This is a genomic window from Streptosporangium amethystogenes subsp. fukuiense (assembly GCF_042665875.1).
In the GTDB taxonomy this organism is placed as follows: domain Bacteria; phylum Actinomycetota; class Actinomycetes; order Streptosporangiales; family Streptosporangiaceae; genus Streptosporangium; species Streptosporangium fukuiense.
The window spans coordinates 1,413,843-1,433,221 of sequence record NZ_JBHTEE010000001.1 but is presented as its reverse complement, the minus strand read 5'-3'; the positions used below and the strand labels follow the sequence as shown (position 1 = coordinate 1,433,221).

Below are 19,379 nucleotides of genomic sequence, written 5' to 3'. Positions count from 1 at the left end.
AGAGAAAAGCGGTCCTTTTGGGACAGGAACAAACGAACGAAAGCGGGCCCACGCAACGGCGCACCCGGCCGGACGGCAGGCCTCTCCATTGAGGCTCAGCGGATCGGTGACAGGTGTGGCGACCAGCGCTTTCGCGGATCTATGAAGTTGACGATGAACATCGGGACGGGTCGGGCAAGGTGCTATACGAGTTGGTGGCCGGTGTCACGTCCTGGCCGGCCGGTGGCGGTCGAGCGACCGGGTCCTGCCGGCGGGAGCTCTGCGGGACGCCCCTCCACCGCGGCCTCGAACAGCTTGACGCGGTCGTGAACCCACCGGACCTCGATGGCGACGGCGCCGGTGGCGATCCGCTCGTCGCGACGCCGTCCCAGCGGCGTGTCCGACCTCATGTCGCCGCACAACCACTCGGCCTCTTCCCACGAACACCCCGTCGCAGGGCTCACGACCATCACCTCGAAGCCTCTCGGTCCGGACAACGAGACCCCCTGACGGCCGACGGATGTTCATCCAGGACCGGTAAAGTGAGCGGTGCGAGGGTGAGCGATCCAATCGATCTCGCGCCGTCCGTCTCGTCACTTTCATATGACGAAATGCGACGACGAAAGGTGACCGATGAACGATCAGGCCGTTTTGGTGGAGCACTTCAGCCGGTCTCGCGACCATCTGCGATCCGTGGCGTACCGCATGCTCGGATCGGTGGACGAGGCGGAGGACGCCGTACAGGAGGCCTGGCTGCGAGCACATCGCGTCGGGGCGGACGCCGTCGTCAACGTGACCGGATGGCTGACCACGATCGTCGGCCGCGTCTGTCTCGACATGTTGCGCTCACGCCGGCGCCGGAACGAGGAGTTCACCGAAACAACCGAGCTGGAGCTGCTGGGCGGCCACAATGAGGCCACCGATCCGGAGAGGGAGGCGGTGCTGGCCGACTCCGTCGGGCTCGCCCTGCTCGTGGTCCTCGACAGGCTCGGGCCGGCCGAGCGCATCGCCTTCGTGCTGCACGACCTGTTCGCCGTGCCGTTCGACGAGATCGCCGAGATCGTCGAGCGGTCGCCGTCGACCACGAAGAAGCTGGCGAGCCGAGCCCGCCACCGGGTGCACGGCGCCGCCTCCGTTCCGGCCGCCGACCTCGGCCTGCAGTGGAAGGTCGTGGACGCCTTCCTCGCCGCATCACGCGCCGGCGACCTGGACGCCCTCCTCGGCGTGCTGGCTCCCGACGTCATCAGGCGAGCGGACCTCACCGCGCTACGTGGAGACGGGCAGACCGAGGTACGCGGCGCCCGCGCCGTCGCCACGGAGACGCTCACCAACTCCGGCCTGGCGCGCTTCGCCCGGCCCGCTCTCGTCAACGGCGTCATCGGAGCCGTCGTCGCACCACGCGGGCAGCTGACGCTCGTCCTCGAAGTGGTGATCGACGGCGGCCAGATCACCGCGATCAACGTCGTCGGCGACCCGGCCCGGCTGCGCCGCCTCCACCTCGCCGTCGCCGAACCCACCTCCGTTCTTCTCGCACACGATTGAATTCCCGCCACCGGTTCACGCACTATCCTCCCTGCGGCTTCGACGACCGCTGAGAGGGAGACCAATGATCATCAATCCCCGGCTCACCGTGCTGTACGTCAGCGACCAGAGCAGGACCCTGGAGTTCCTCACCGAGACGCTCGGCTTCGAACTGGCGGCCGACGTTCCCTACGGTGACGATCGGCGCTGGGTCGAGGTCCGCCCACCGGGCGCGCAGACCTGCGTGGCGCTCGCCGCCGTCGAACCGGCCGTCCTGGAGACGCTCCGCGCGCAGGCCGGACGGATGACGCACGGCTGGTTCGACTGCGACGATCTCGACGCCACCTGCGCGGACCTGCGTACCCGGGGTGTCGAGATCGTCGTGGAGCCGCAGGCCGCCTCCTGGCGGGAGGGCGGCCGATGGGCACAGATCGCCGGTCACGACGGCAACCTCTACGGGCTGACCGAACACGGCCGCTGACAGCCGGACGGCGTCGGGCACCCTCGACCGCCCGGCGCGCAACTGAGCGCTTTCTTCAGTTGCACACCCGCGCGATCGGGCTCGGACGGACACCGTCCGAGCCCGTGGACTAGTGCCTCAGCGGACTGTCGTCCCCGGACTCGACGGCGGCGTGGCCATTGTGTCCCTCGTCGAGAGGCACCTTCTCTCCTCCGTACGTCGTGGACATGCGGACTCGCAGCCTGCCCAGGGGGCCGCGCATGCCCTTGGGCGGGATGCCCGCACCGTCGTGGGCCGACAGCGTCGGCACCGCCTCCTTGCCACGCAGGTGCGCCTCGGCCTCCTCCGACGGCGGCGCGTGGACCTCGATGAACCTGCCGTCCGGCAGACGCTTGATCACACCGGACGCCACGCCGTGCCCGATGATGGCCGCGTCGGAACGCTGCAGTCCCAGACAGACACGGTAGGTGATGATGTACGCGAGTACCGGCCCGACGACCACCAGGACGCGGCCGGCGTAGGTGGTGGTGTTCAGGCTGATATGGAAGGTGGAGGCGATCTCGTCGTTGGACGCCAGCAGCCACAGCACGCCGTAGAACACCACGACCGACATGCCGATCGAGGTGCGGTGGGGATTGTTACGAGGGCGGTCCACGATGTGGTGCTCGCGGTTGTCGCCGGTGATCCACCGTTCGGCGAACGGGTAGAGGATCATCCCGGTGATGATGAGGCCCAGCGGCACCAGCGCCGGGATGATCACACTCAGCGGCAGCGTGCCCGCCTGGTCGGTGCCGAAGAGGTTGACCTCCCACGCGGGCATCAGCCGCAGCGCGCCTTCCAGGAAGGCCATGTAGAAGTCGGGCTGAGAGCCGGCGGAGATGTCCGCCGGGCTGTACGGGCCGAAGAGCCAGATCGGGTTGATCTGGGCGAAGGTCCCCAGCCCGGCCAGCACCGCGAAGGTGAACAGGAAGTACGACCCGGCCTTGAGCATGAAGGCCGGGTAGAACGGCGCACCCATCACGTTCTGGTTGGTGCGCCCCCTTCCCGGCATCTGGGTGTGCTTCTGCACCCACATCAGCACCATGTGCGCCGAGACCAGCGCCAGGATGATGCCCGGAAGCAGCAGGATGTGGATGGAGTAGAAGCGCGAGATGACATCATCGCCCGGATACTCCCCGCCGAACAGGAAGAACCTCAGATACGTCCCGATCACCGGCAGCGAGATGATCGCCCCCTCGGTGACCCGCATGCCCGCGCCGGACAGCAGGTCGTCGGGGAGCGAGTAGCCGGTCAGCCCTTCGAAGAGCGCCACCGTGAGCAGCAGCACTCCGATGATCCAGTTGAGCTCGCGCGGCTTGCGGTAGGCGCCGGTGAAGAACACGCGCAACGCGTGGATCATCATGCCGGCTATGAACAGCAGGGCCGCCCAGTGGTGGACCTGCCTGATGAGCAGGCCGCCGCGTACCTCGAAGCTGATCTCCAGTGCCGAGGCGTAGGCCTCGGACATCCCCACACCCCGCAGCGGGGCGTAGACACCGTCGTAGATCACATGGCTCATGCTCGGTTTGAAGAAGAACGTCAGGAACGTTCCGGTGAGCAGCAGGATGACGAACGAGTAGAGCGCGATCTCGCCGAGCAGGAACGACCAGTGGTCGGGGAATATCTTCCGCATGTTGCGTTTGATGAAGTCGCCCGCCCCGATACGGTCGTCGAGAAAACTCGACGGGCCGGCGACGGCCTTGGGAACCGTCTTCGGTTCGGTGCTCATGCCGTACCTCCCTTCTGCCTGACCTCGGCCTCGGCGTCACCGCGCTCCCAGTAACCGGGGCCGACGGGCACCGAGAAGTCGCCCCTGGCGATGAGACAGCCCTCGGCGTCGACGGTGATCGGCAACTGCGGAAGCGGCCTGGCGGCCGGGCCGAAGACGACCTTGGCTCCGTCGGCGCCGCTCGCCTTCGCGCCCCACAAGAAGGTGTCGGCGACCTCCTTGCTGTCGGCGAAGCCGTCCCGCGAGGGGAGGTCGTCGCCCCAACCGGTCGCGAGCGCCATGTCAGCAGGCCTGCCCACCTGGGAAAACCTGCCGTGGACCGTCCCGGCCAACTTGCCTTGCAAAGACATCCGTGCCTTCACCAGCTCTCAGAAGGGGGCATCTCTCTCTAAGGAAGACGTTCGCCGCCACCGGAACGTGACATGCGCCCCCTCGCACTGCGAGCGATGTCACGTCGCCGCTCCGCGGTGCGTCTTACTTGGTAACCGAGCTTGAATCCGAGCACCGCGTCCGTATCGCATAACGGGGTGAATCCTCTTGGTCTCCGTTCCAGACGACTCCTACATCGACCCCAGTGCCTGGCGGGTTCCCATGGACGCCATCGGGGGGACACTGTCGATGAACACGTCGAAAGGTCCGCGGCTCCTTTACGAGCTGCCCTGTTTCCACGGCTCCTTCTACCTGCGACCGAGCGGAGTGCTGGCGGGATTCGCGCTGCAGCTACCGCTGCCGTCCTGCCCGGCGTGGCTGCGCGACGACGAGGCGCCGGTGCTGTTCTGGGAATCGGTGGACCTCGCGGCCGACGGGTCCTCGAACGGGGTCGACGGGCAGGCCCGGCTGCGGCTCGGCCGGCAGGAGGCCTTCACGACCGTGTCCGGTCTGTGCACCGAGATCCCCGTCGGCCGCTCGGGCCGCTCCTACCTGAAGATCATATTGGAGACGGTGTTCTCCTCCCTGCTTCTGCGCTGGCCGGCCGAGGCGCAGAAGCGGCTGCGCCCGGCGACGCTCAAGCTGTTCGGCGAGATCCGCCCCGCCCGGGTCGCGCCGGGCTCGGTTCCGGACCAGCCGCGCTGAGAAGGCGAAGCTCCGGAAGGTGTCCTCCGGTGGGTCCGCGGCGCTGCCCGCGTCCCGCACCGCGCAGCGGGCCACGGTGCCGAGCGGTACGCCCCCGTGCGGGCCCGTGCGGATTCGCCACCGGGTCCGGTCACCGCTCCCCTTCGATGCCCCCCAGCTTGTCCTGGTTGGCGATGATCCAGATCTGCGTGATGCGGTCGGTGACCGGATCCAGATCGACCACGACGACGGCGACCGTCTCACCGGCGGCGACGATGAGCGCGGCGGGACCTCCGTTGACGTCCACCACGGACCCGCCGCCGCGTTCGCCCGGCGACGCCCCGGCCGACGGCCGCAGCACCTTCTGGATGCCATGGATCAGCAGGCGGCTGACCTTCTGCGCCCCCCGTACCGAGGTCCGGGGCACACCCCGCAGGCCGTTCCCGTCGCTCCACAGCGTGACCTCGGGGGCGAGCAGGTCGAGCAGCCTGTCGATGTCGCCGCCCAGGCACGCGGCCAGGAAGCGCTCGGTGACCTGCATGCGGACCTTGCGGTCGTAGCGGAACCGGGGCTGTCGCTCACGCACGTGCGCGCGAGCGCGGCGGGCGATCTGCCGGACCGTGGGCTCGGAACGACCGAGCACGGCGCCGATGTCGGCGAAGGAGAACTCGAAAGCCTCGCGCAGCACGAAGACGACTCGCTCCAGCGGGGAGAGGGTCTCCAGCACCACCAGCATGGCCATGGAAACCGAGTCGGCCGTCTCGGCCCCCTCTCCGATCTCCGGCCCGGTCGGCAGCGGTTCGGGCAGCCACGGCCCCACGTAGGCCTCCCGGCTGGCCTTGGCCCGCCGCAACCGATCGAGAGCGAGCCGGGTCGAGACCTGGATGAGGAAGGACTGCGGATCGGTGACCCGGGAATGGTCGACGCGGTTCCAGCGCAGCCATGACTCCTGAACGACGTCCTCGGCGTCGGCCACGCTGCCCAGCACCCGGTATGCCACTTTGAACAACAGCTTCCGGTTCTTCTCGAAGTCTGCGACCGACCTGGCGTCCGCATCAGTCACTGCGGCTTTACCCTCCTCGTTGTCGGGTTCCCCTACTCATGTAGACGCCCCGGACGTTCGAGAAGTGACATCCTCCGCCGACTCCACCACCCGCTCCCGGTGGCGGCCGCCTCTGCCGCCGCACGCCAGGCGTCCGCCGTCGAACGCGCCGACCGGAATTCCGGTCAGGCCGGTACTGGGGTTTCCTCACCAAATCACGAGCGGCGGACCGCCGTACCTCGATCCGGCTACACGGTGATGACGATCTTCCCTTGGGCCCTGCCCCCGGTCAGACGGCGGATGGCCTCGGGGACCTCGCCCAGCGGGTACGTCCGGTCGATGACCGGCGTGAGCTTCCCTGTCTCCAGGAGCTCCCTCAGAACGGCCATCGAGTCCTGTCTGCTCGGCGTCGACGAACTCGGCGTCGGCAGTTGACTCCGGAACACCGAGAGCGCCATCAGCTTGAAGAAGTGCGGCAGGCTTCCCAGCCAGCGGCCACCCACATCCCCGAAGCGATCGTGCCCGATGAGCACGTAGGTCCCCTCGGGCGTGAGGGCGTGCCGGCAGTCCGAAAACGAATGGTTTCCCGGAACGTCGAATATCAGGTCGTAGCGCTCACCACTCCGGGTGAAGTCCTCCCGGGTGTGGTCGATGACACGGTCCGCGCCGAGCGAACGCACCATGTCCAGTTTCGCCTTGTCGTCGACACCGGTCACCGTCGCTCCGTACGCTTTGGCGAGCTGTACGGCGAAGGATCCCACGCCGCCGCCGGCACCGTTGACCAGCACACTTTGTCCTGGCCGCAGCCGTCCCTCCGGAAGGTTCTGCAGGGCGATGAGCCCGGAGGTGGGTACGGCCGCGGCCTGCTCGAAGGTGACGTTGCCGGGCTTCGATGCCAGGGCGTCCTGTGAGACGGACACGTACTCGGCGAAGGCGCCGCCGTTCTTCCACTGGTTGCCACGGATGGTCTCGCCGAACACCTCGTCACCCGGTCGGAACCGCGTCACGTTCTTGCCCACCGATTCCACCTGGCCGGCCACATCCGTTCCCGGAACGCGGTTCTTCGGTCTGAGCAGCCCGGCTCCCATAAGACGGAGGACGTACGGCCGGCCACTCACGACGTGCCAGACATCCGGATGGACGGAGGCCGCGCGAACGCGTACCAGCACCTCGTCTTCCTTGACCACCGGCTTGTCGATCTCTCGAAGTTCGAGAACCTCGGGTGAGCCGTACGCGTCCTGGACAACCGCCTTCATGAGGTCTCCTGCGTCGTCGCGGCACTGCGGCAATTCACGACATCATAGGCGCGGCCTCATCGAGCGGAGAGGCCGATTTCCCGGCCGATCGGGGAGGCGTGACACCCGGGATCCCGGCGGACGCGCGGTTCAGCGACCGGCTCCCGGGACGACGTGCCCCGACTCGTAGGCGAAGACGACGAGTTGCGCGCGATCACGGGCGCCAAGCTTGGTCATCGTCCTGCTGACGTGCGTCTTGACCGTGGCATGGCTGATGACCAGGTGGCCGGCGATCTCCTCGTTGGACATGCCGGCCGCCACCAGCGCCAGGACCTCGCGCTCCCGCTCGGTCAGTCGCTCCAGCCCCGGACCGGCCACCGGGCGCGGCGGTGTGGCGACGTACTCCTCGATCAGCCGCCGGGTGACGGACGGCGACAGCAGCGCGTCGCCTCGGGCGGCCACCCGCACCGACTGCAGCAGTTCGGCGGGCTCGATGTCCTTGAGCAGGAATCCACTGGCGCCCGCGCGCAGGGCGGCGAAGACGTACTCGTCGAGGGCGTAGTTGGTGAGGATCACCACCCGGACCCCGTCGAGCTCGGGATCCGCGCCGATCCTGCGGGTCGCCTGGATCCCGTCGAGCAGCGGCATCCGCACATCCAGCAGCGTGACGTCCGGCAGCAGCCGCCGGGTCAGCTCGACGGCCTCCACCCCGTTGCCCGCCTCGCCGACCACGACGATGTCGTCGGCGAGTTCGAGCAGGGCACGGAAACCGGCGCGCATCAGCGCCTGGTCGTCGGCCAGCAGCACCCTGATCACGGCTGCCCGGCCAGCGGCAGCTCGGCGCGGACGGCGAACCCTTGCCGGTCGCGCGGCCCGGCGGTGAGCGAGCCGCCGACGGCCACCGCGCGCTCGCGCATCCCGATCAGGCCCATCCCGTGCTCCACGACGCCCGTGCCGGACTCACCGTCGTCCTCGACCCGTACCACGATCATGGCGGGATGGTATTCCAGCGTCAGCGCGATCGACGCGTGCCCGGCGTGGCGCAGCACGTTGGTGAACGCCTCCTGTGTGATGCGGTAGGCCGCCCGGTCGATGTCCGGGGGAAGCCCGCGTGGCACTCCCACGGTGGTGGACCTCACCGGTAGCCCCGCCGCCTCGGCCCTGGCCACCAGCCTCGGCAGGCGTTCCAGCCCCGTCTCCGGACCGTCCGGCTCCGCCTGCCGCAGCACCCCCAGTGTGGCGCGCAGTTCCCGCATCGCCTCGTGTCCCGAATCCTTGATCGCGACGAGCGCCTCGCGGGCCCGCTCGGGCTTTCGGTCCAGCAACTCCAGGGCGACCGACGCCTGAAGGTTGATGACCGAGATGCTGTGGGTGAGCGTGTCGTGCAGTTCCTGGGCGATCCACAGCCTTTCCTCTCCCGCCCGGCGCAGCGCGGCCTCCTCTCGGGTGCGCTCGGCCTCGATCGCACGCCGCTCGACCTCCCGCACGGAGGCACGGCGGTTCCTGACGACCTCGCCGATGACCACCATCGCCACCAGCCATCCGCTGAGCAGACTGAACCCGTCGCCGGGCGCGGGGTCGGAGTCGGACAGCGCGATGAGGCCGTAGACACCCACGGCCAGCGCCACGGCGAGCGCGACGGCCAGCCTGCGACGGCCGAGGGTCGCCGCAGTGTAGATCGCCGTCAGCGCGGGCGCGGCGACGAAGACGCCCGGATACCGCCCCGCGTAGTAGGCGACGCCGCACGCGACGGCGACCACCCCGACGACCATCGGCGCCCTTCGGCGGAAGGCCAGTGCCAGCGACGACACCGTGATCAACGCCAGACCCGTGGTGTCCAGCGGCCGCTCGAACGGCCCCGACCAGGACAGTCCGCCGTAGGTGCCCGCGACGATCCCGGTAAGCGCGGCCAGCGCGATCAGCGTGTCCGTCCTGTGGTTCCTCACCTCTGCCACGGTAGGCCACCGGATCCGGCCGGTCCTCCCGCCGGCCGGGGAGGTCCGGCGTACCTCCCCGGTGGCATCCCGGGGCCTCGGATACATCCTGGGGTGTAGCGCGAAACGCCGTCTTCGGGGCGACGATCGTCAAGCCCCGAATCGGAAGCATGGCACGCATGGACTCCCCACCCTTCCCTGGCTGGGTCATCCGGTCACTGCGCCTGTTCGCCACCGCGCACCTGCTCGGAGTGCTCGGGCAGGCCGCGCTGGCCGGGCTGTTCGTCACCGGTGATGTGGACATGCTCACCTGGCACCGGAACAACGCCGGCGTGACGCACGTCCTGCTCTACCTCCAGCTCGGGGCCGCGATCGGACTGTGGCGGCCCGGCCGTGGCCCGCTCTGGCCGGCCGGGGCGAGCGCCGGGCTCGTGACCCTGGAGACGGCGCAGGTCGCCCTGGGCCAGGACCGGGTCGTCGCCCTGCACTTCCCGCTCGGCATGGCGATCTTCGGCCTCTCCGCCGTACTGTGCGCATGGACGTGGCGGGGCCTGCGGACGGCCGCGGCATGACCTCCCGCAGAGCTTTCCTCGGCCTGCTGGGCGGCGCGGGCCTCGCCGTCGCCGGATGCGGGGGTCTGACCGGCGAGACCGCCGGCGAGACCCTTGCCAGCGCGTTGCCGCTGCCCAGGCCGTTCACCGTCCCGCTGCCCGTCCCCGCACTCGCCCGGCCGACGCGGCCGGGCCACTACGAGGTGGTCCAGCGCGCGGCCCGGATGGAGATCATCCCCGGCACCACGACCGAGGTGTGGGGGTTCGACGGAACCTTCCCCGGGCCGACCTTCGACCTGCGCCGAGGCGGCCGTACCACCGTCAGGGTGCGCAACGAGTTGCCGGTGCCCACCTCCACCCACCTGCACGGCGGCGTCACCCCGCCCGACTCCGACGGTTACCCGACCGATCTCGTGGTGCCCGCGGGCCAGGGGTTCGGGCCGCCGCCGGGGGGCCACACCCGGCATGGGACGGGCGCGGACCTGTCGTCGTGGACGTTCCACTCCGGGGCCAGGGACTACCTCTACCCGCTGGACCAGCGGGCCGCCACGCTCTGGTACCACGACCACCGGATGGACTTCACCGCGCCGCAGGTGTGGCGGGGGCTGGCCGGGTTCCTGATCGTCCGCGACGACGAGGACGACGCTCTGCCGCTGCCGAAGGGCGAGCGTGACATCCCGCTGATGATCTGTGACCGGTCCTTCGAGGAGGACGGCTCGTTCCGCTACCCGTCGCTCGACCCGAGCCTGCGGGTCACACCGGGAGTCGAGGACGCCTACATGGAGGGTGTCGAAGGCGACGTGATCCTGGTCAACGGCGCCCCGTGGCCGTTCCTGGAGGTGTCGGCCACCCGCCACCGGCTGCGCCTGCTCAACGCCTCCAACGCCCGGCGATACCGGCTGGAGCTGTCCCCCGGCGGCCGCTTCACACAGGTCGGCAGCGACGCCGGGCTGCTGACCGCGCCGGTGACGCACTCCGCGGTCGTCATCGCCCCCGCCGAACGGTTCGACCTGGTCGTGGACTTCTCCGACTACCCGGTGGGCAGTGAGGTGACCCTGCTCAACACCCTGGGAAGCGGCCCCACCAGGAACGTGATGCGCTTTCTGGTCACCAGGCGGGCCGTCGACGGCAGCGCGATCCCGAAACGGCTCTCGCGGCCGGAGCCCGCCGACCGCTCCTCGGCGGTGACCACCAGGACGTTCGACTTCCGCGCCACCAGGCGGGGACCGGGTGCTCTTTGGACGATCAACGGGCAGCCGTTCCGGCCGGGCAGGCCGCTGGCCCGGCCGCGTCTCGGCACGGCCGAGATCTGGCGGTTCACCAGCGACTTCCACCACCCCGTACACGTGCACCTGGCCCACTTCCAGGTGCTCTCCCGCAACGGCAGGCCGCCCGCCGCCACCGACGCGGGCTGGAAGGACACCGTGGACGTGCGACCGTACGAGGTCGTGGAGGTGCTCGTCCGCTTCGAAGGTCACCGAGGCCGCTACATGACGCACTGCCACAACCTCGAACACGAGGACATGGCGATGATGGCCGACTTCGAAGTGGTGTGACCGCTCCCGGCCACCACCCCGGAGGGGACGACCGGCCACAGGTCGTCGTCCTCGCTCACGGAGCGGCGTGCTCGCGCCCGCGGACGATCTCCTCCGTGGTGGTCGTGGTGTCCGGCGAATCCGGTTCCTACGATCGCCCCCTGGAATCAGGTCATCGCCTTCAGCCTTCCACCGGAAAGTTGGATCGGAAGAAGCGGTGGCCTGATCCTGGAGTCGGGTTCTGCGCGGACCCCCACCGCGACCCCGCGCCTCAACATTTCACCCGCTCTCCCCTGGAAGATCACCTGATCAGCAGGTTCACCCTGGGCGAGGGAAAACGTGTGCGTTGGGTGTCCTTCCCTGTTCGAGGAGTGATGGCGGTGGCCAGGGACGGCGAGCTTTCCGGGTGGGTGGTGCGGGTGCGCGCCGAGCGCAGGACGCGGGGATGGGACGTGCCGATGATGGCACGGCGACTGCGCGCCGCCCTCGGAGACGGCGACGGCCCTTCGGCCACTTGATCGTTTCGGTGGTGGCTCGCTAGGGTTGGGCGCCTTTGCTCGGAATCCTGTCCGCTCGTGCCCGAGGGGGTTCCCGTGCGCCGCTACCGTTTCGGCAGAATCGCCACGCTGTTCGCCGCCGTCTACGTGACCGTGGTCGTCGTGGCCGGTGTCCACGCGCTGGCCACCGGCGATCCCGCGCTGCTGCGCGAGATCGTCACCGGCGGTTGGGACTCGGACTTCGTGCCCTACACCTGGTGGGTGGAGCTCCTCATGGTCGCGGGCGGAGTCCTGCAGGGATGGGCCTACTGGCAGGTGCTGCGCGGGCGTCCGGCCGGGGCGGCGGCCGTCAACGCCAGGCCGGTCCGGCTGCTGCGGGCCGCCCTGTACCTCAGCCTCGCCTGCACGCTGCTGTACCGGCTTCCGATCCCCTACCAGTGGTGGTCCGGCCTGCCTTTCGACCTGCTCCAGGTAGCCGTCGTCGGGCTGTTCTTCGTGGTCCTCGCCGGGGTCCTGCCTCGATGGCTGCGGCTGCTCGGGCTCGTGGCGGGGCTGGTGAACGCCGCCATGGGCATGGCCTACACCGTCGCCTACGGCCTCGGCCACTACTCCGTTCTGCAGTTCGTCTCTCCGTACCAGCTCGGCAACGCCGTCTACCTGCTGTGGCTGGTGCCGATCCTGGTCGGCCAGGCCAGGGACGCGCGGTGGAGCCGAGGCACCGTGCGGCTGGGCAGGGCCTCGGCCGTGCTGTCGCTGCTGTCGTCGGGAGGTGGTTCGTTCATCTCGTTCGGCGGTTCGGGCATCGACTACGACCTGCTGCTGCTCATGCTCCTGGGCGTTCTGGGCGTCTTCGGGACGGTGTGGCAGGCACGCTCCGCCCACGAGTTGGGCGCCCTGACACCCGCACCGTCTCCGGCGCCTGCGGTCCGGGGAGCACCCGCGCGGGCGTGGCCCCTGGCCGCCGTGGCCGTGCTGCTCCCGCTGATCCCCGCGGCCGTCAACCTCGCGGACGGCATGCCCGCGTGGATCGGCCCCCGGGGCGCGGTCGACGACCTCTTCCACGGGCACGTGAGCTATCCGGCGACGGTGCTCTGGGTCGCCCTGGACCTGCTCATCGGGGTCGGCGCCCCGGCCGTACTGGTCCTGGTCGCGGTCGTACGCAGGACCAGGCGGCTGCTGCGTGCCACGATGCTGACCCTGACCCTCGCCGCGGCGGCAGGCGTCGCCACCGCCCTCACGACGACGTCCGAGGCGGATTGGCGATTCGTCCCCGAGATGACCGAGCAGCGGCTGGCCCTGTACCCGGACGGGCTGTTCGACCAGAACGAGAAGGGTGAGATCCTTTTCGGGCTCTCCCCGCTGTGGTACAGCGCCGCGCTCACCGCCTCCGCTCTCGTCCTGTTCCTCCTGTACCACGTCCCGTCTGCCGCCCGCCCGCGCCACCACGTGCTCGTGGCGGTGCTGGCCACCTTCATGGCCCTGTGCCTCCTGCCGGTGGCCGACCAGGCGCGCGGTCCGGTCACCACGGCCGAGGACTGCTCGCCTCCCGAGCCTTGGGAGATGGACGGCGAGCCCGTGCAACCCCCGCCGCCGACCGGCCCGCGCGCCTTCATCTGCGCCGTACGCCAACAGCAGGTGCTCGCGTTCGCCGCCACCGCGCCCGACCAGGTGCTGCTCGACCGTGGCCGTTACCTGTGCGCCGCCTACACCCGCAACGATCCGCGCGAGCTGGCCCGCCTGAGGGAGGTGGAAGGGGTGAACGTCCGCGACCTGAGCGGGGTACTCGCCGGGATCTGCCCGGCCGCGAACGCGAAGGTCACAGCGGAAGCGGCCGCCGAGGATCGCGAGTTCAACGAGTTCATGGCCGAGGAGCAGCGCAAATGCGACGCCACCCCGCGTCACCGCCCCCTCGTCACGCCCGCCAAGGCGATCCGCCTCAAGGAGCCGGAGTGGCCCGAGGCAAGGCTGGAGCTGTACGGCCAATACACCGGTGAGGGCAAGAGCACGAGCGCCGGTCCGGTCACCGCCGGACCCGGCTACGTGACGGTGAGCACACATTCCGACTTCCACGTCTGCGTCACGCTGGAGACCTACACGCGCCGCCCACCGGTCGAGACCAAGGGCTGGGACAACGTCGTCGAGGTCGGCTACACCAACCAGGACGGCGAGATGATCTTCATGGACGGCCTGAGCGGCACCGAACTGCCGGACCTGTCGCTCAACGGCCGTAAGGGGCACTACCGCATCCGCCTGCACTTCGCCTGGTTTCCCTGGAAGGGCGAGAAGTACGGCACCCAGCGGCTGCTGATCATGGCGTACCCCGGACCGGGTGACAAGGTCGTCACCTATCGCAGACCGCCGAAGCGACGTTGACGAAGTCCTCATCACTCGTGCCGATGTCGGTCGCGGTCACGGCTCGAAGATCAGCCCTGTCGTTGACGAAGCTGACGAAAGGCACTTGAGGATCGTTATCCGTGGTCAGCGCGCTTCAGCGTTATCTAGCGAGGAACCCCGGGCGTTCACGCCCGGGAGGAATCGCTTCCCGGTCCTGGGGTTGTGAACGTCCGGTCGTTGGTCCGGGCGCTCCTGGTTTTCGATGTATTTCTTGACAAGGCGCAAAAGGGCGCCGCCGCGGGAGGCGGCGACGTAGGACGGAGACCGCAAGCGGCCGCCCCGCAGATACCTGCGGACAGCGGGATACTCCTTGCGCAGCAGGCGGGCCGAGACGCCCTTGAGGGAATCGACCAGGGCCGCAAGGACGACCCTTGGGCGGGCAGCCGACGAGCAGGCGGACATGGTCGTACTCGCCGTTGAACTCAACAAGCCGCACACCTCGATCATGATTTCTTCGCAGCGGCGCGGCGGTGCGCCGGTGAAGACCCCGCACCGATACCCGGGTGTGAAGACCGAATACGCGCAGCGTGCGGACAACGGTTCGGCCCCGGCCCCGGCACAGGTCGGATTCCTATCACGGTGACATGGGCCAAAGGATAGTTTGGGCGTTGTGAAGCTGGTGGTGCAGGTGAGACTCCTGCCGACGCCCGAGCAGGCGGCGGCGCTGGAGGCGACCTTGCGCACGGTCAACGCCGCGGCCACCTGGGTCTCAGCGCTCGCCCACCACCGGCGGGTGTTTCGCAACTACGACCTGCGCCGGCACGCCTACGGGCAGATCAAGGACGACTACCGGCTGGCGGCCCAAGCCGCGCAGCATGTCATCAAGAAGGTCACCGACGCCTACGCCACGCTGCACGCCAATATCCGCAACGGCAACCTGGGCAAACCTGGCTCCGTCCGGCGCGAGCGGGCCCTGGCCACGCCGATCGTCTTTCGCCCCGGCGCGGCCCACCCGTTCGACGACCGCTGCCTGTCCTGGCAGATGGACACGCGCACAGTGAGCATCTGGACCACGCGCGGACGAATGAAGAACGTGGCGTTCACCGCCTCTGCCGAGCAACTCCAGACGTTGGCCGCCCACCGCAAGGGCGAATCAGACCTGCTGTATCGCGACGGTATGTGGTTCCTCATCGCCACCTGCGACATTCCCGACCGGCCGGTCGCCGCCCCGGACGGATTCCTGGGGGTGGACCTGGGGATCGCCAACATCGCGACCACAAGTGGCGGAGTTCGCCACAGCGGCAAGGCCCTGAACGCGGTCCGCCACCGCCACCGCGAGCTGCGCCGCCGCCTGCAGGCCAAGCAGACCACATCCGCCAAACGGCTGCTGAAGCGGCGTCGCCGGGCCGAGGCCCGGTTCGCCGCGAACACCAACCACATCATCGCCAAACGCATCGTGACCGAGGCTGCACGCACCGGGCAAGGCATCGCCCTGGAAGACCTCCAGGGCATCCGTGACCGGGTACGGCTCCGCAAGCCCCAGCGGGTCACGCTGCACTCGTGGAGCTTCCACCAGCTCGGCTCCTTCATCGCCTACAAGGCCGCCCGCCAGGACGTCGCCGTTGTTCACGTCGATCCGGCCTACACCTCGCAGGCCTGCTCGTCCTGCGGGCACGTGGACAAGAGGAACCGGCCCGATCAGGCGACCTTCTCCTGCACGTCGTGCGGCTTCGCTGAGCACGCCGACGTCAACGCGGCCCGCAACATCGCCTCACGCGGAGTGGCGGGCTGGGCAGTGAGTCACGCTGCCGACGACGCGGCCTGAACCGTCGAACCCATCGACGGCGAGGAGCTGCAAGCTCGGTCGTTTACGGCCGAGAAGCTGACGAAAGAACCGGCATGCGGTGAGGACGTCGGGTGCGGTTGTCCGGCGGGGTCTGCACCTGGCGAAGTCGCCGGGTGGACGCGCCAGACCCACCGTGAACGGTGTCGGCCATCTTACTCGAAGAGGGACGGGTCTCCGGTGCCCCGGCGGAGGATCTCCGGCTCGCCCTGCGAGAGGTCGACGACCGTCGTCGGGGTGGCGCCGCACTCACCGGAGTCGATGACGGCGTCCACCACATGATCGAGCCTCTCCTTGATCTCCCAGCCCTGCGTCAGAGGCTCGGTCTCATCGGGCAGCAGCAGGGTGCTCGACAGCAGTGGTTCACCGAGTTCGGCCAGCAGCGCCTGCGTGACGACGTGGCCGGGGATCCGGACGCCGACCGTCTTCTTCCGCGGGTGCAGCAACCGCCGCGGCACCTCCTTGGTCGCGGGCAGGATGAACGTGTATCCGCCGGGGGTCGCCGCCTTGACCGAGCGGAACAGCGCATTGCTCACATGCACGAACTGGCCGAACTGCGCGAAGTCTCTGCAGACCAGGGTGAAGTGATGGTCGCTGCCCAGGTGGCGGATCTCTCTGATCCGGTCGACGCCCTCCTTGTTACCGAGGCGGCACCCCAGCGCGTAGCACGAGTCCGTCGGATATGCGATCAGCCCGTCCGCACGCAGAAGTTCGACCACCTGGCCGATCAGCCGAGGCTGCGGATCCTCCGGATGCACATCAAGGTATTTCGTCACACCTTGAAGCTTAGAAGCGGATATTCCATCACATGACATGCGGGCTGCCCGCAGGTGCCGATGGCCACCGGCGCCCGGTCGTACGGCGGTGGCCGTATCCGTCTCCGTGCCGGCCCCCGCCGGCTAGATCTTGATCCAGTAGCGCCGTGCGGGACCGTACCCGGTGTCCCGTACGCCTTCGAGGACGCCGCCGTTGTGCTCGATCGTCTTCACCGAGGCGAGGTTGTCGGCTTCGCAGACGATCAGCACCCGGTCCAGACCGAGCTCCCGCGCCTCGCCGAGCATCCGGCCCAGTGCCCAGGTGGCCAGCCCACGCCGACGTGAGGACGGTCGGACACCGTACCCGATGTGGCCGAACCGCAGCACATAGTCGTTGAGCCCGTGCCGCAGCGCGATCCCGCCGTGCACCCGGTCGCCCTCGACGATCCACCGATACACGCAACCCATTCGGCCGGCCTCCACCGGCTTCGCCGGATCCGACCCCTCGGCCAGTCGCGCCACCCAGGCCGCGAATCCGTCCGGCGAGTCGACCTCGTCGGACGGCCCCAGCCCGAATCCGTCCTCGTGGAGGCCGGGACCCCACTCGTGATGCGCCTCACGCCAGGCGGAGTGCAAACGCGTGGTGGGCGCGATCAGTTCAGGCATACGACGACGATACTCACCCGGACCATCACGATCTACGGCTGGAACGTCGGGAACAGGCCGATCACGGCAGGCAGCCGGAGGGTGAACGCCTGGTTCGGACGGCCGCGGCGAGGCGGGCCGCGACGGGCTGCCCAAGGAGGATTCCGAGGAAGGTCAGCACCAGCCCGCAGAACTGCTGGACGGTGAGCACCTCTCCGGCGATCGTCGTGCCGAGCAGTACCCCGGTCACCGGGTTCAGCAACCCGACGAGTCCCACCGTTCCCGCCGGCAGGTGCCGCAGTCCCGCGAACCAGGCGGCGAAGGCGAGAGCCGTCGCGACGACGCTGACATAACCGAACCCAAGGATCGCGGATCCCCCCAGGTCCGGCGGCGGACCCTCCACCGCGACGGCGAAAGGCACCAGGACGACTCCTCCGGCGATGAGCTGCCACGAGGTCGACGACAGCACGTCGACGTCCGTGCCCCATCGCTTGGCCAGTACGTAGCCGACCGACGACATCACCATGGCCGTGACGGACGCGAGTACGCCGAGAGCGTCGACGGCGGCCGCGCCGGCGAACAGCATGAGACACACGCCCGCGACGCCGATGCCGGCTCCGGCCAGGTGCGCGATCCGCGGACGTTCCGAGAGCAGCGACCAGGCGGTGAGCATCATCGCGACGGGTGACGTCGCCATGATCATCGAGGCGATGCCCGTCGGGAGCAGCTGAGCCGCCAGGTAGATCAGCGCGAAGAACGCGCCCATGTTGAGCGTCCCGAGAACCAGGGATTTCCACCACCACGACCCGTGGGGGCGCTTCCCGCCGGCGAGGAGGAGCAGCAGCCCCGCGGGCAGCGCCCTGATGACCGCCCCGTACAGCGGGTAGCCGGGCGGGAGGAACCGGTGGGTGACGAAGTAGGTCGTCCCCCAGGCGATCGGGGCCACCGCCGTGACCAGCACCCAGCGAAAATTAGCTTCCATGGAAGACAATATAACTTCCCTGGAAGCTATATTGTCCTCCATGAGCGAATCCCTGGATCACGTCGCCCGCATCCAGCAGGAATGGGCCCGCGAGCGCCCGGACCTGGACGTGAGCCCGCAGGGGGTGATCGGACGGCTCCACCGCCTCGCCGGGCACCTCACCGAACAGCTCTGTGTCGTCTACCGGCGATACGGGCTCGGGGAGGGGGAGTTCGACGTCCTCGCCACCCTCCGGCGCGCCGGCGCGCCGTTCGAGCGCGCGCCCGGGGAACTCGCCGCCTTCACCATGGTCACCACCGGCGCGATGACCAAGCGCATCGACCGGCTCGAACGCAACGGGCTTGTCGCCCGCCGCCCGAGCGAGAGCGACGGCCGCGGCCGGGTGGTCGCGCTCACCCCCGCCGGCAAGGAACTGATCGACCGGGCGTTCGCCGAGCACATGCGCAACGAACGCCGCCTCCTCGACGAGCTGACCCCCGAAGAGGCCGCGCACCTCGAATCGCTCCTCACCACCTGGCTGGCCTGCTTCGAGACACCGCTCACCGGCTCTCAGGATTCGTCGTGAGGTCGACCTCCCAGCCGAGTGCCTCGGCCCACCGGTCGGCGAGCACGTGGGGTTCTCACGCGTCGACACAGACCTGGAAGTCGTATGCCATGCCCCGGATCCCACGGATCTTCGATGGTGCTCACGCCTGGGCTCCCGGGCGGACGATCATGAGGACCACGACGGTCGCCCACAGCAGGTTGTAGATTCCGGCGAGCATGCTCAGGGTGCGCAACCGCTTGCCGTCGCCGGGGGCGGCGAGGGCCTCGCGTTGCTCCGGACAGATTCGCAGGGCGAGCAGAGCACCCGCGGCGGCGGTGAGGACCATGGAGATATTGATCCAGATCTCGCCCATCCGGCCCTGGGTGACGGCCAGAGCGATCCCCACGACGGGCACGACGATGCCGAAGACGCCGTAGCCGCGGGTGATGCGGTGCAGCGCGACAGCCACGGCCCGGTCGCGGTCTCCCGAGGTTTCCGGTTGTGGGGCGACGGGCGCGCCCGCGGCCGGGCTCGCCGCGACACTCGTGGCGACCGGGGCATAGCGGGAGAACAGGCTTGTCGCGACGGCCGAGCCTCCGATGAACACAATGCCGGCGAGTACATGGACCGACAGCAGCAAGCCTTCCACGAGTTCCCCTCTCCACATCCTTCAGGCAGCCTGAAGCTTAGCAGATGCTTCAGGCTGCCTGAAGGTAATG

The 19,379-nt window shown here is 69.1% G+C and carries 20 protein-coding genes and 1 pseudogene; 9 read left to right on the top strand and 12 right to left on the bottom strand.

What is annotated here, in order from left to right; genetic code table 11:
- Positions 1–182: 182 nt before the first annotated feature.
- Entirely contained in the window at positions 183–443 is a 261-nt protein-coding gene (locus tag ACFQVD_RS06115) for a hypothetical protein (RefSeq protein WP_343963692.1), read from the bottom strand.
- A 169-nt stretch (positions 444–612) separates the two neighbouring features.
- Here ACFQVD_RS06115 and ACFQVD_RS06110 point away from each other — a divergent pair, with 169 nt between their 5' ends.
- The gene (locus ACFQVD_RS06110) at positions 613–1,521 is read left to right on the top strand and encodes a sigma-70 family RNA polymerase sigma factor (protein ID WP_343963694.1); all 909 of its coding nucleotides are present in this window, start codon (positions 613–615) and stop codon (positions 1,519–1,521) included.
- Between the two features lie 64 nt (positions 1,522–1,585).
- A complete protein-coding gene (locus ACFQVD_RS06105; RefSeq protein ID WP_343963696.1) occupies positions 1,586–1,981 on the top strand; it encodes a VOC family protein in 396 nt (131 codons plus the stop codon).
- 109 nt (positions 1,982–2,090) lie between these two features.
- Here the strand turns inward: ACFQVD_RS06105 and qcrB are convergent, their stop codons facing one another.
- On the bottom strand, positions 2,091–3,728 hold the full coding sequence (gene qcrB / locus ACFQVD_RS06100; protein WP_343963698.1) for a cytochrome bc1 complex cytochrome b subunit: 1,638 nt from the start codon (positions 3,726–3,728) through the stop codon (positions 2,091–2,093).
- A pseudogene (locus tag ACFQVD_RS06095) lies at positions 3,725–3,904 on the bottom strand (ubiquinol-cytochrome c reductase iron-sulfur subunit); the annotation flags it as partial. The gene qcrB and the pseudogene ACFQVD_RS06095, both read right to left, overlap by 4 nt.
- A 361-nt stretch (positions 3,905–4,265) precedes the next feature.
- Here ACFQVD_RS06095 and ACFQVD_RS06090 point away from each other — a divergent pair.
- Positions 4,266–4,802, top strand: a complete 537-nt coding sequence (locus ACFQVD_RS06090; protein WP_343963700.1) for a hypothetical protein — start codon at positions 4,266–4,268, stop codon at positions 4,800–4,802.
- Between the two features lie 130 nt (positions 4,803–4,932).
- Here ACFQVD_RS06090 and sigJ read toward each other — a convergent pair whose 3' ends face one another.
- From sigJ to ACFQVD_RS06070, 4 genes are all read right to left on the bottom strand, one after another.
- Positions 4,933–5,844, bottom strand: a complete 912-nt coding sequence (gene sigJ, locus ACFQVD_RS06085; protein WP_343963702.1) for an RNA polymerase sigma factor SigJ — start codon at positions 5,842–5,844, stop codon at positions 4,933–4,935.
- A gap of 227 nt (positions 5,845–6,071) precedes the next feature.
- Positions 6,072–7,079, bottom strand: coding sequence for an NAD(P)-dependent alcohol dehydrogenase (locus ACFQVD_RS06080; RefSeq protein ID WP_343963704.1), 1,008 nt, complete (start codon positions 7,077–7,079; stop codon positions 6,072–6,074).
- Between the two features lie 129 nt (positions 7,080–7,208).
- The gene (locus ACFQVD_RS06075) at positions 7,209–7,874 is read right to left on the bottom strand and encodes a response regulator transcription factor (RefSeq protein WP_364154395.1); all 666 of its coding nucleotides are present in this window, start codon (positions 7,872–7,874) and stop codon (positions 7,209–7,211) included.
- Positions 7,871–9,004 carry a sensor histidine kinase gene (locus ACFQVD_RS06070; RefSeq protein ID WP_343963708.1) on the bottom strand — a complete coding sequence of 378 codons (1,134 nt, stop codon included), beginning with the start codon at positions 9,002–9,004 and terminating at the stop codon, positions 7,871–7,873. The genes ACFQVD_RS06075 and ACFQVD_RS06070 overlap by 4 nt, the downstream gene beginning before the upstream one ends.
- Before the next feature lie 167 nt (positions 9,005–9,171).
- Between ACFQVD_RS06070 and ACFQVD_RS06065 the strand changes: the two genes are divergently transcribed.
- The 4 genes from ACFQVD_RS06065 (at position 9,172) to ACFQVD_RS06050 (ending at position 13,948) form a co-directional block, all read left to right on the top strand.
- A complete protein-coding gene (locus ACFQVD_RS06065) occupies positions 9,172–9,564 on the top strand; it encodes a hypothetical protein (protein ID WP_343963710.1) in 393 nt (130 codons plus the stop codon).
- Positions 9,561–11,099 (top strand): multicopper oxidase family protein, encoded by a 1,539-nt coding sequence (locus tag ACFQVD_RS06060; protein WP_343963712.1) that lies wholly within the window; start codon positions 9,561–9,563, stop codon positions 11,097–11,099. The genes ACFQVD_RS06065 and ACFQVD_RS06060 overlap by 4 nt, the downstream gene beginning before the upstream one ends.
- Before the next feature lie 329 nt (positions 11,100–11,428).
- The gene (locus ACFQVD_RS06055; protein WP_364154388.1) at positions 11,429–11,596 is read left to right on the top strand and encodes a hypothetical protein; all 168 of its coding nucleotides are present in this window, start codon (positions 11,429–11,431) and stop codon (positions 11,594–11,596) included.
- A gap of 75 nt (positions 11,597–11,671) precedes the next feature.
- Positions 11,672–13,948, top strand: coding sequence for a DMT family transporter (locus ACFQVD_RS06050; protein WP_343963716.1), 2,277 nt, complete (start codon positions 11,672–11,674; stop codon positions 13,946–13,948).
- Positions 13,949–14,053: 105 nt separating this feature from the next.
- Here ACFQVD_RS06050 and ACFQVD_RS06045 read toward each other — a convergent pair whose 3' ends face one another.
- Positions 14,054–14,653, bottom strand: a complete 600-nt coding sequence (locus ACFQVD_RS06045; RefSeq protein WP_386274269.1) for a transposase — start codon at positions 14,651–14,653, stop codon at positions 14,054–14,056.
- Between ACFQVD_RS06045 and ACFQVD_RS06040 the strand changes: the two genes are divergently transcribed.
- The gene (locus ACFQVD_RS06040; protein WP_386270566.1) at positions 14,571–15,734 is read left to right on the top strand and encodes an RNA-guided endonuclease InsQ/TnpB family protein; all 1,164 of its coding nucleotides are present in this window, start codon (positions 14,571–14,573) and stop codon (positions 15,732–15,734) included. The two genes, ACFQVD_RS06045 and ACFQVD_RS06040, sit on opposite strands and share 83 nt — an antisense overlap.
- 173 nt (positions 15,735–15,907) lie before the next feature.
- On the opposite strand, the gene ACFQVD_RS06035 is transcribed toward ACFQVD_RS06040, so the two are convergent.
- From ACFQVD_RS06035 to ACFQVD_RS06025, 3 genes are all read right to left on the bottom strand, one after another.
- On the bottom strand, positions 15,908–16,528 hold the full coding sequence (locus ACFQVD_RS06035; RefSeq protein WP_343977905.1) for an L-threonylcarbamoyladenylate synthase: 621 nt from the start codon (positions 16,526–16,528) through the stop codon (positions 15,908–15,910).
- Between the two features lie 123 nt (positions 16,529–16,651).
- On the bottom strand, positions 16,652–17,173 hold the full coding sequence (locus ACFQVD_RS06030; RefSeq protein ID WP_343977908.1) for a GNAT family N-acetyltransferase: 522 nt from the start codon (positions 17,171–17,173) through the stop codon (positions 16,652–16,654).
- A 61-nt stretch (positions 17,174–17,234) separates the two neighbouring features.
- On the bottom strand, positions 17,235–18,134 hold the full coding sequence (locus ACFQVD_RS06025; protein ID WP_343977910.1) for an EamA family transporter: 900 nt from the start codon (positions 18,132–18,134) through the stop codon (positions 17,235–17,237).
- Positions 18,135–18,174: 40 nt separating this feature from the next.
- Here ACFQVD_RS06025 and ACFQVD_RS06020 point away from each other — a divergent pair, with 40 nt between their 5' ends.
- Positions 18,175–18,699 (top strand): MarR family winged helix-turn-helix transcriptional regulator, encoded by a 525-nt coding sequence (locus ACFQVD_RS06020; protein ID WP_343977913.1) that lies wholly within the window; start codon positions 18,175–18,177, stop codon positions 18,697–18,699.
- Between the two features lie 121 nt (positions 18,700–18,820).
- On the opposite strand, the gene ACFQVD_RS06015 is transcribed toward ACFQVD_RS06020, so the two are convergent.
- Complete coding sequence (locus tag ACFQVD_RS06015) at positions 18,821–19,309, bottom strand: hypothetical protein (protein ID WP_343977916.1); 489 nt, start codon at positions 19,307–19,309, stop codon at positions 18,821–18,823.
- Positions 19,310–19,379: the final 70 nt, after the last annotated feature.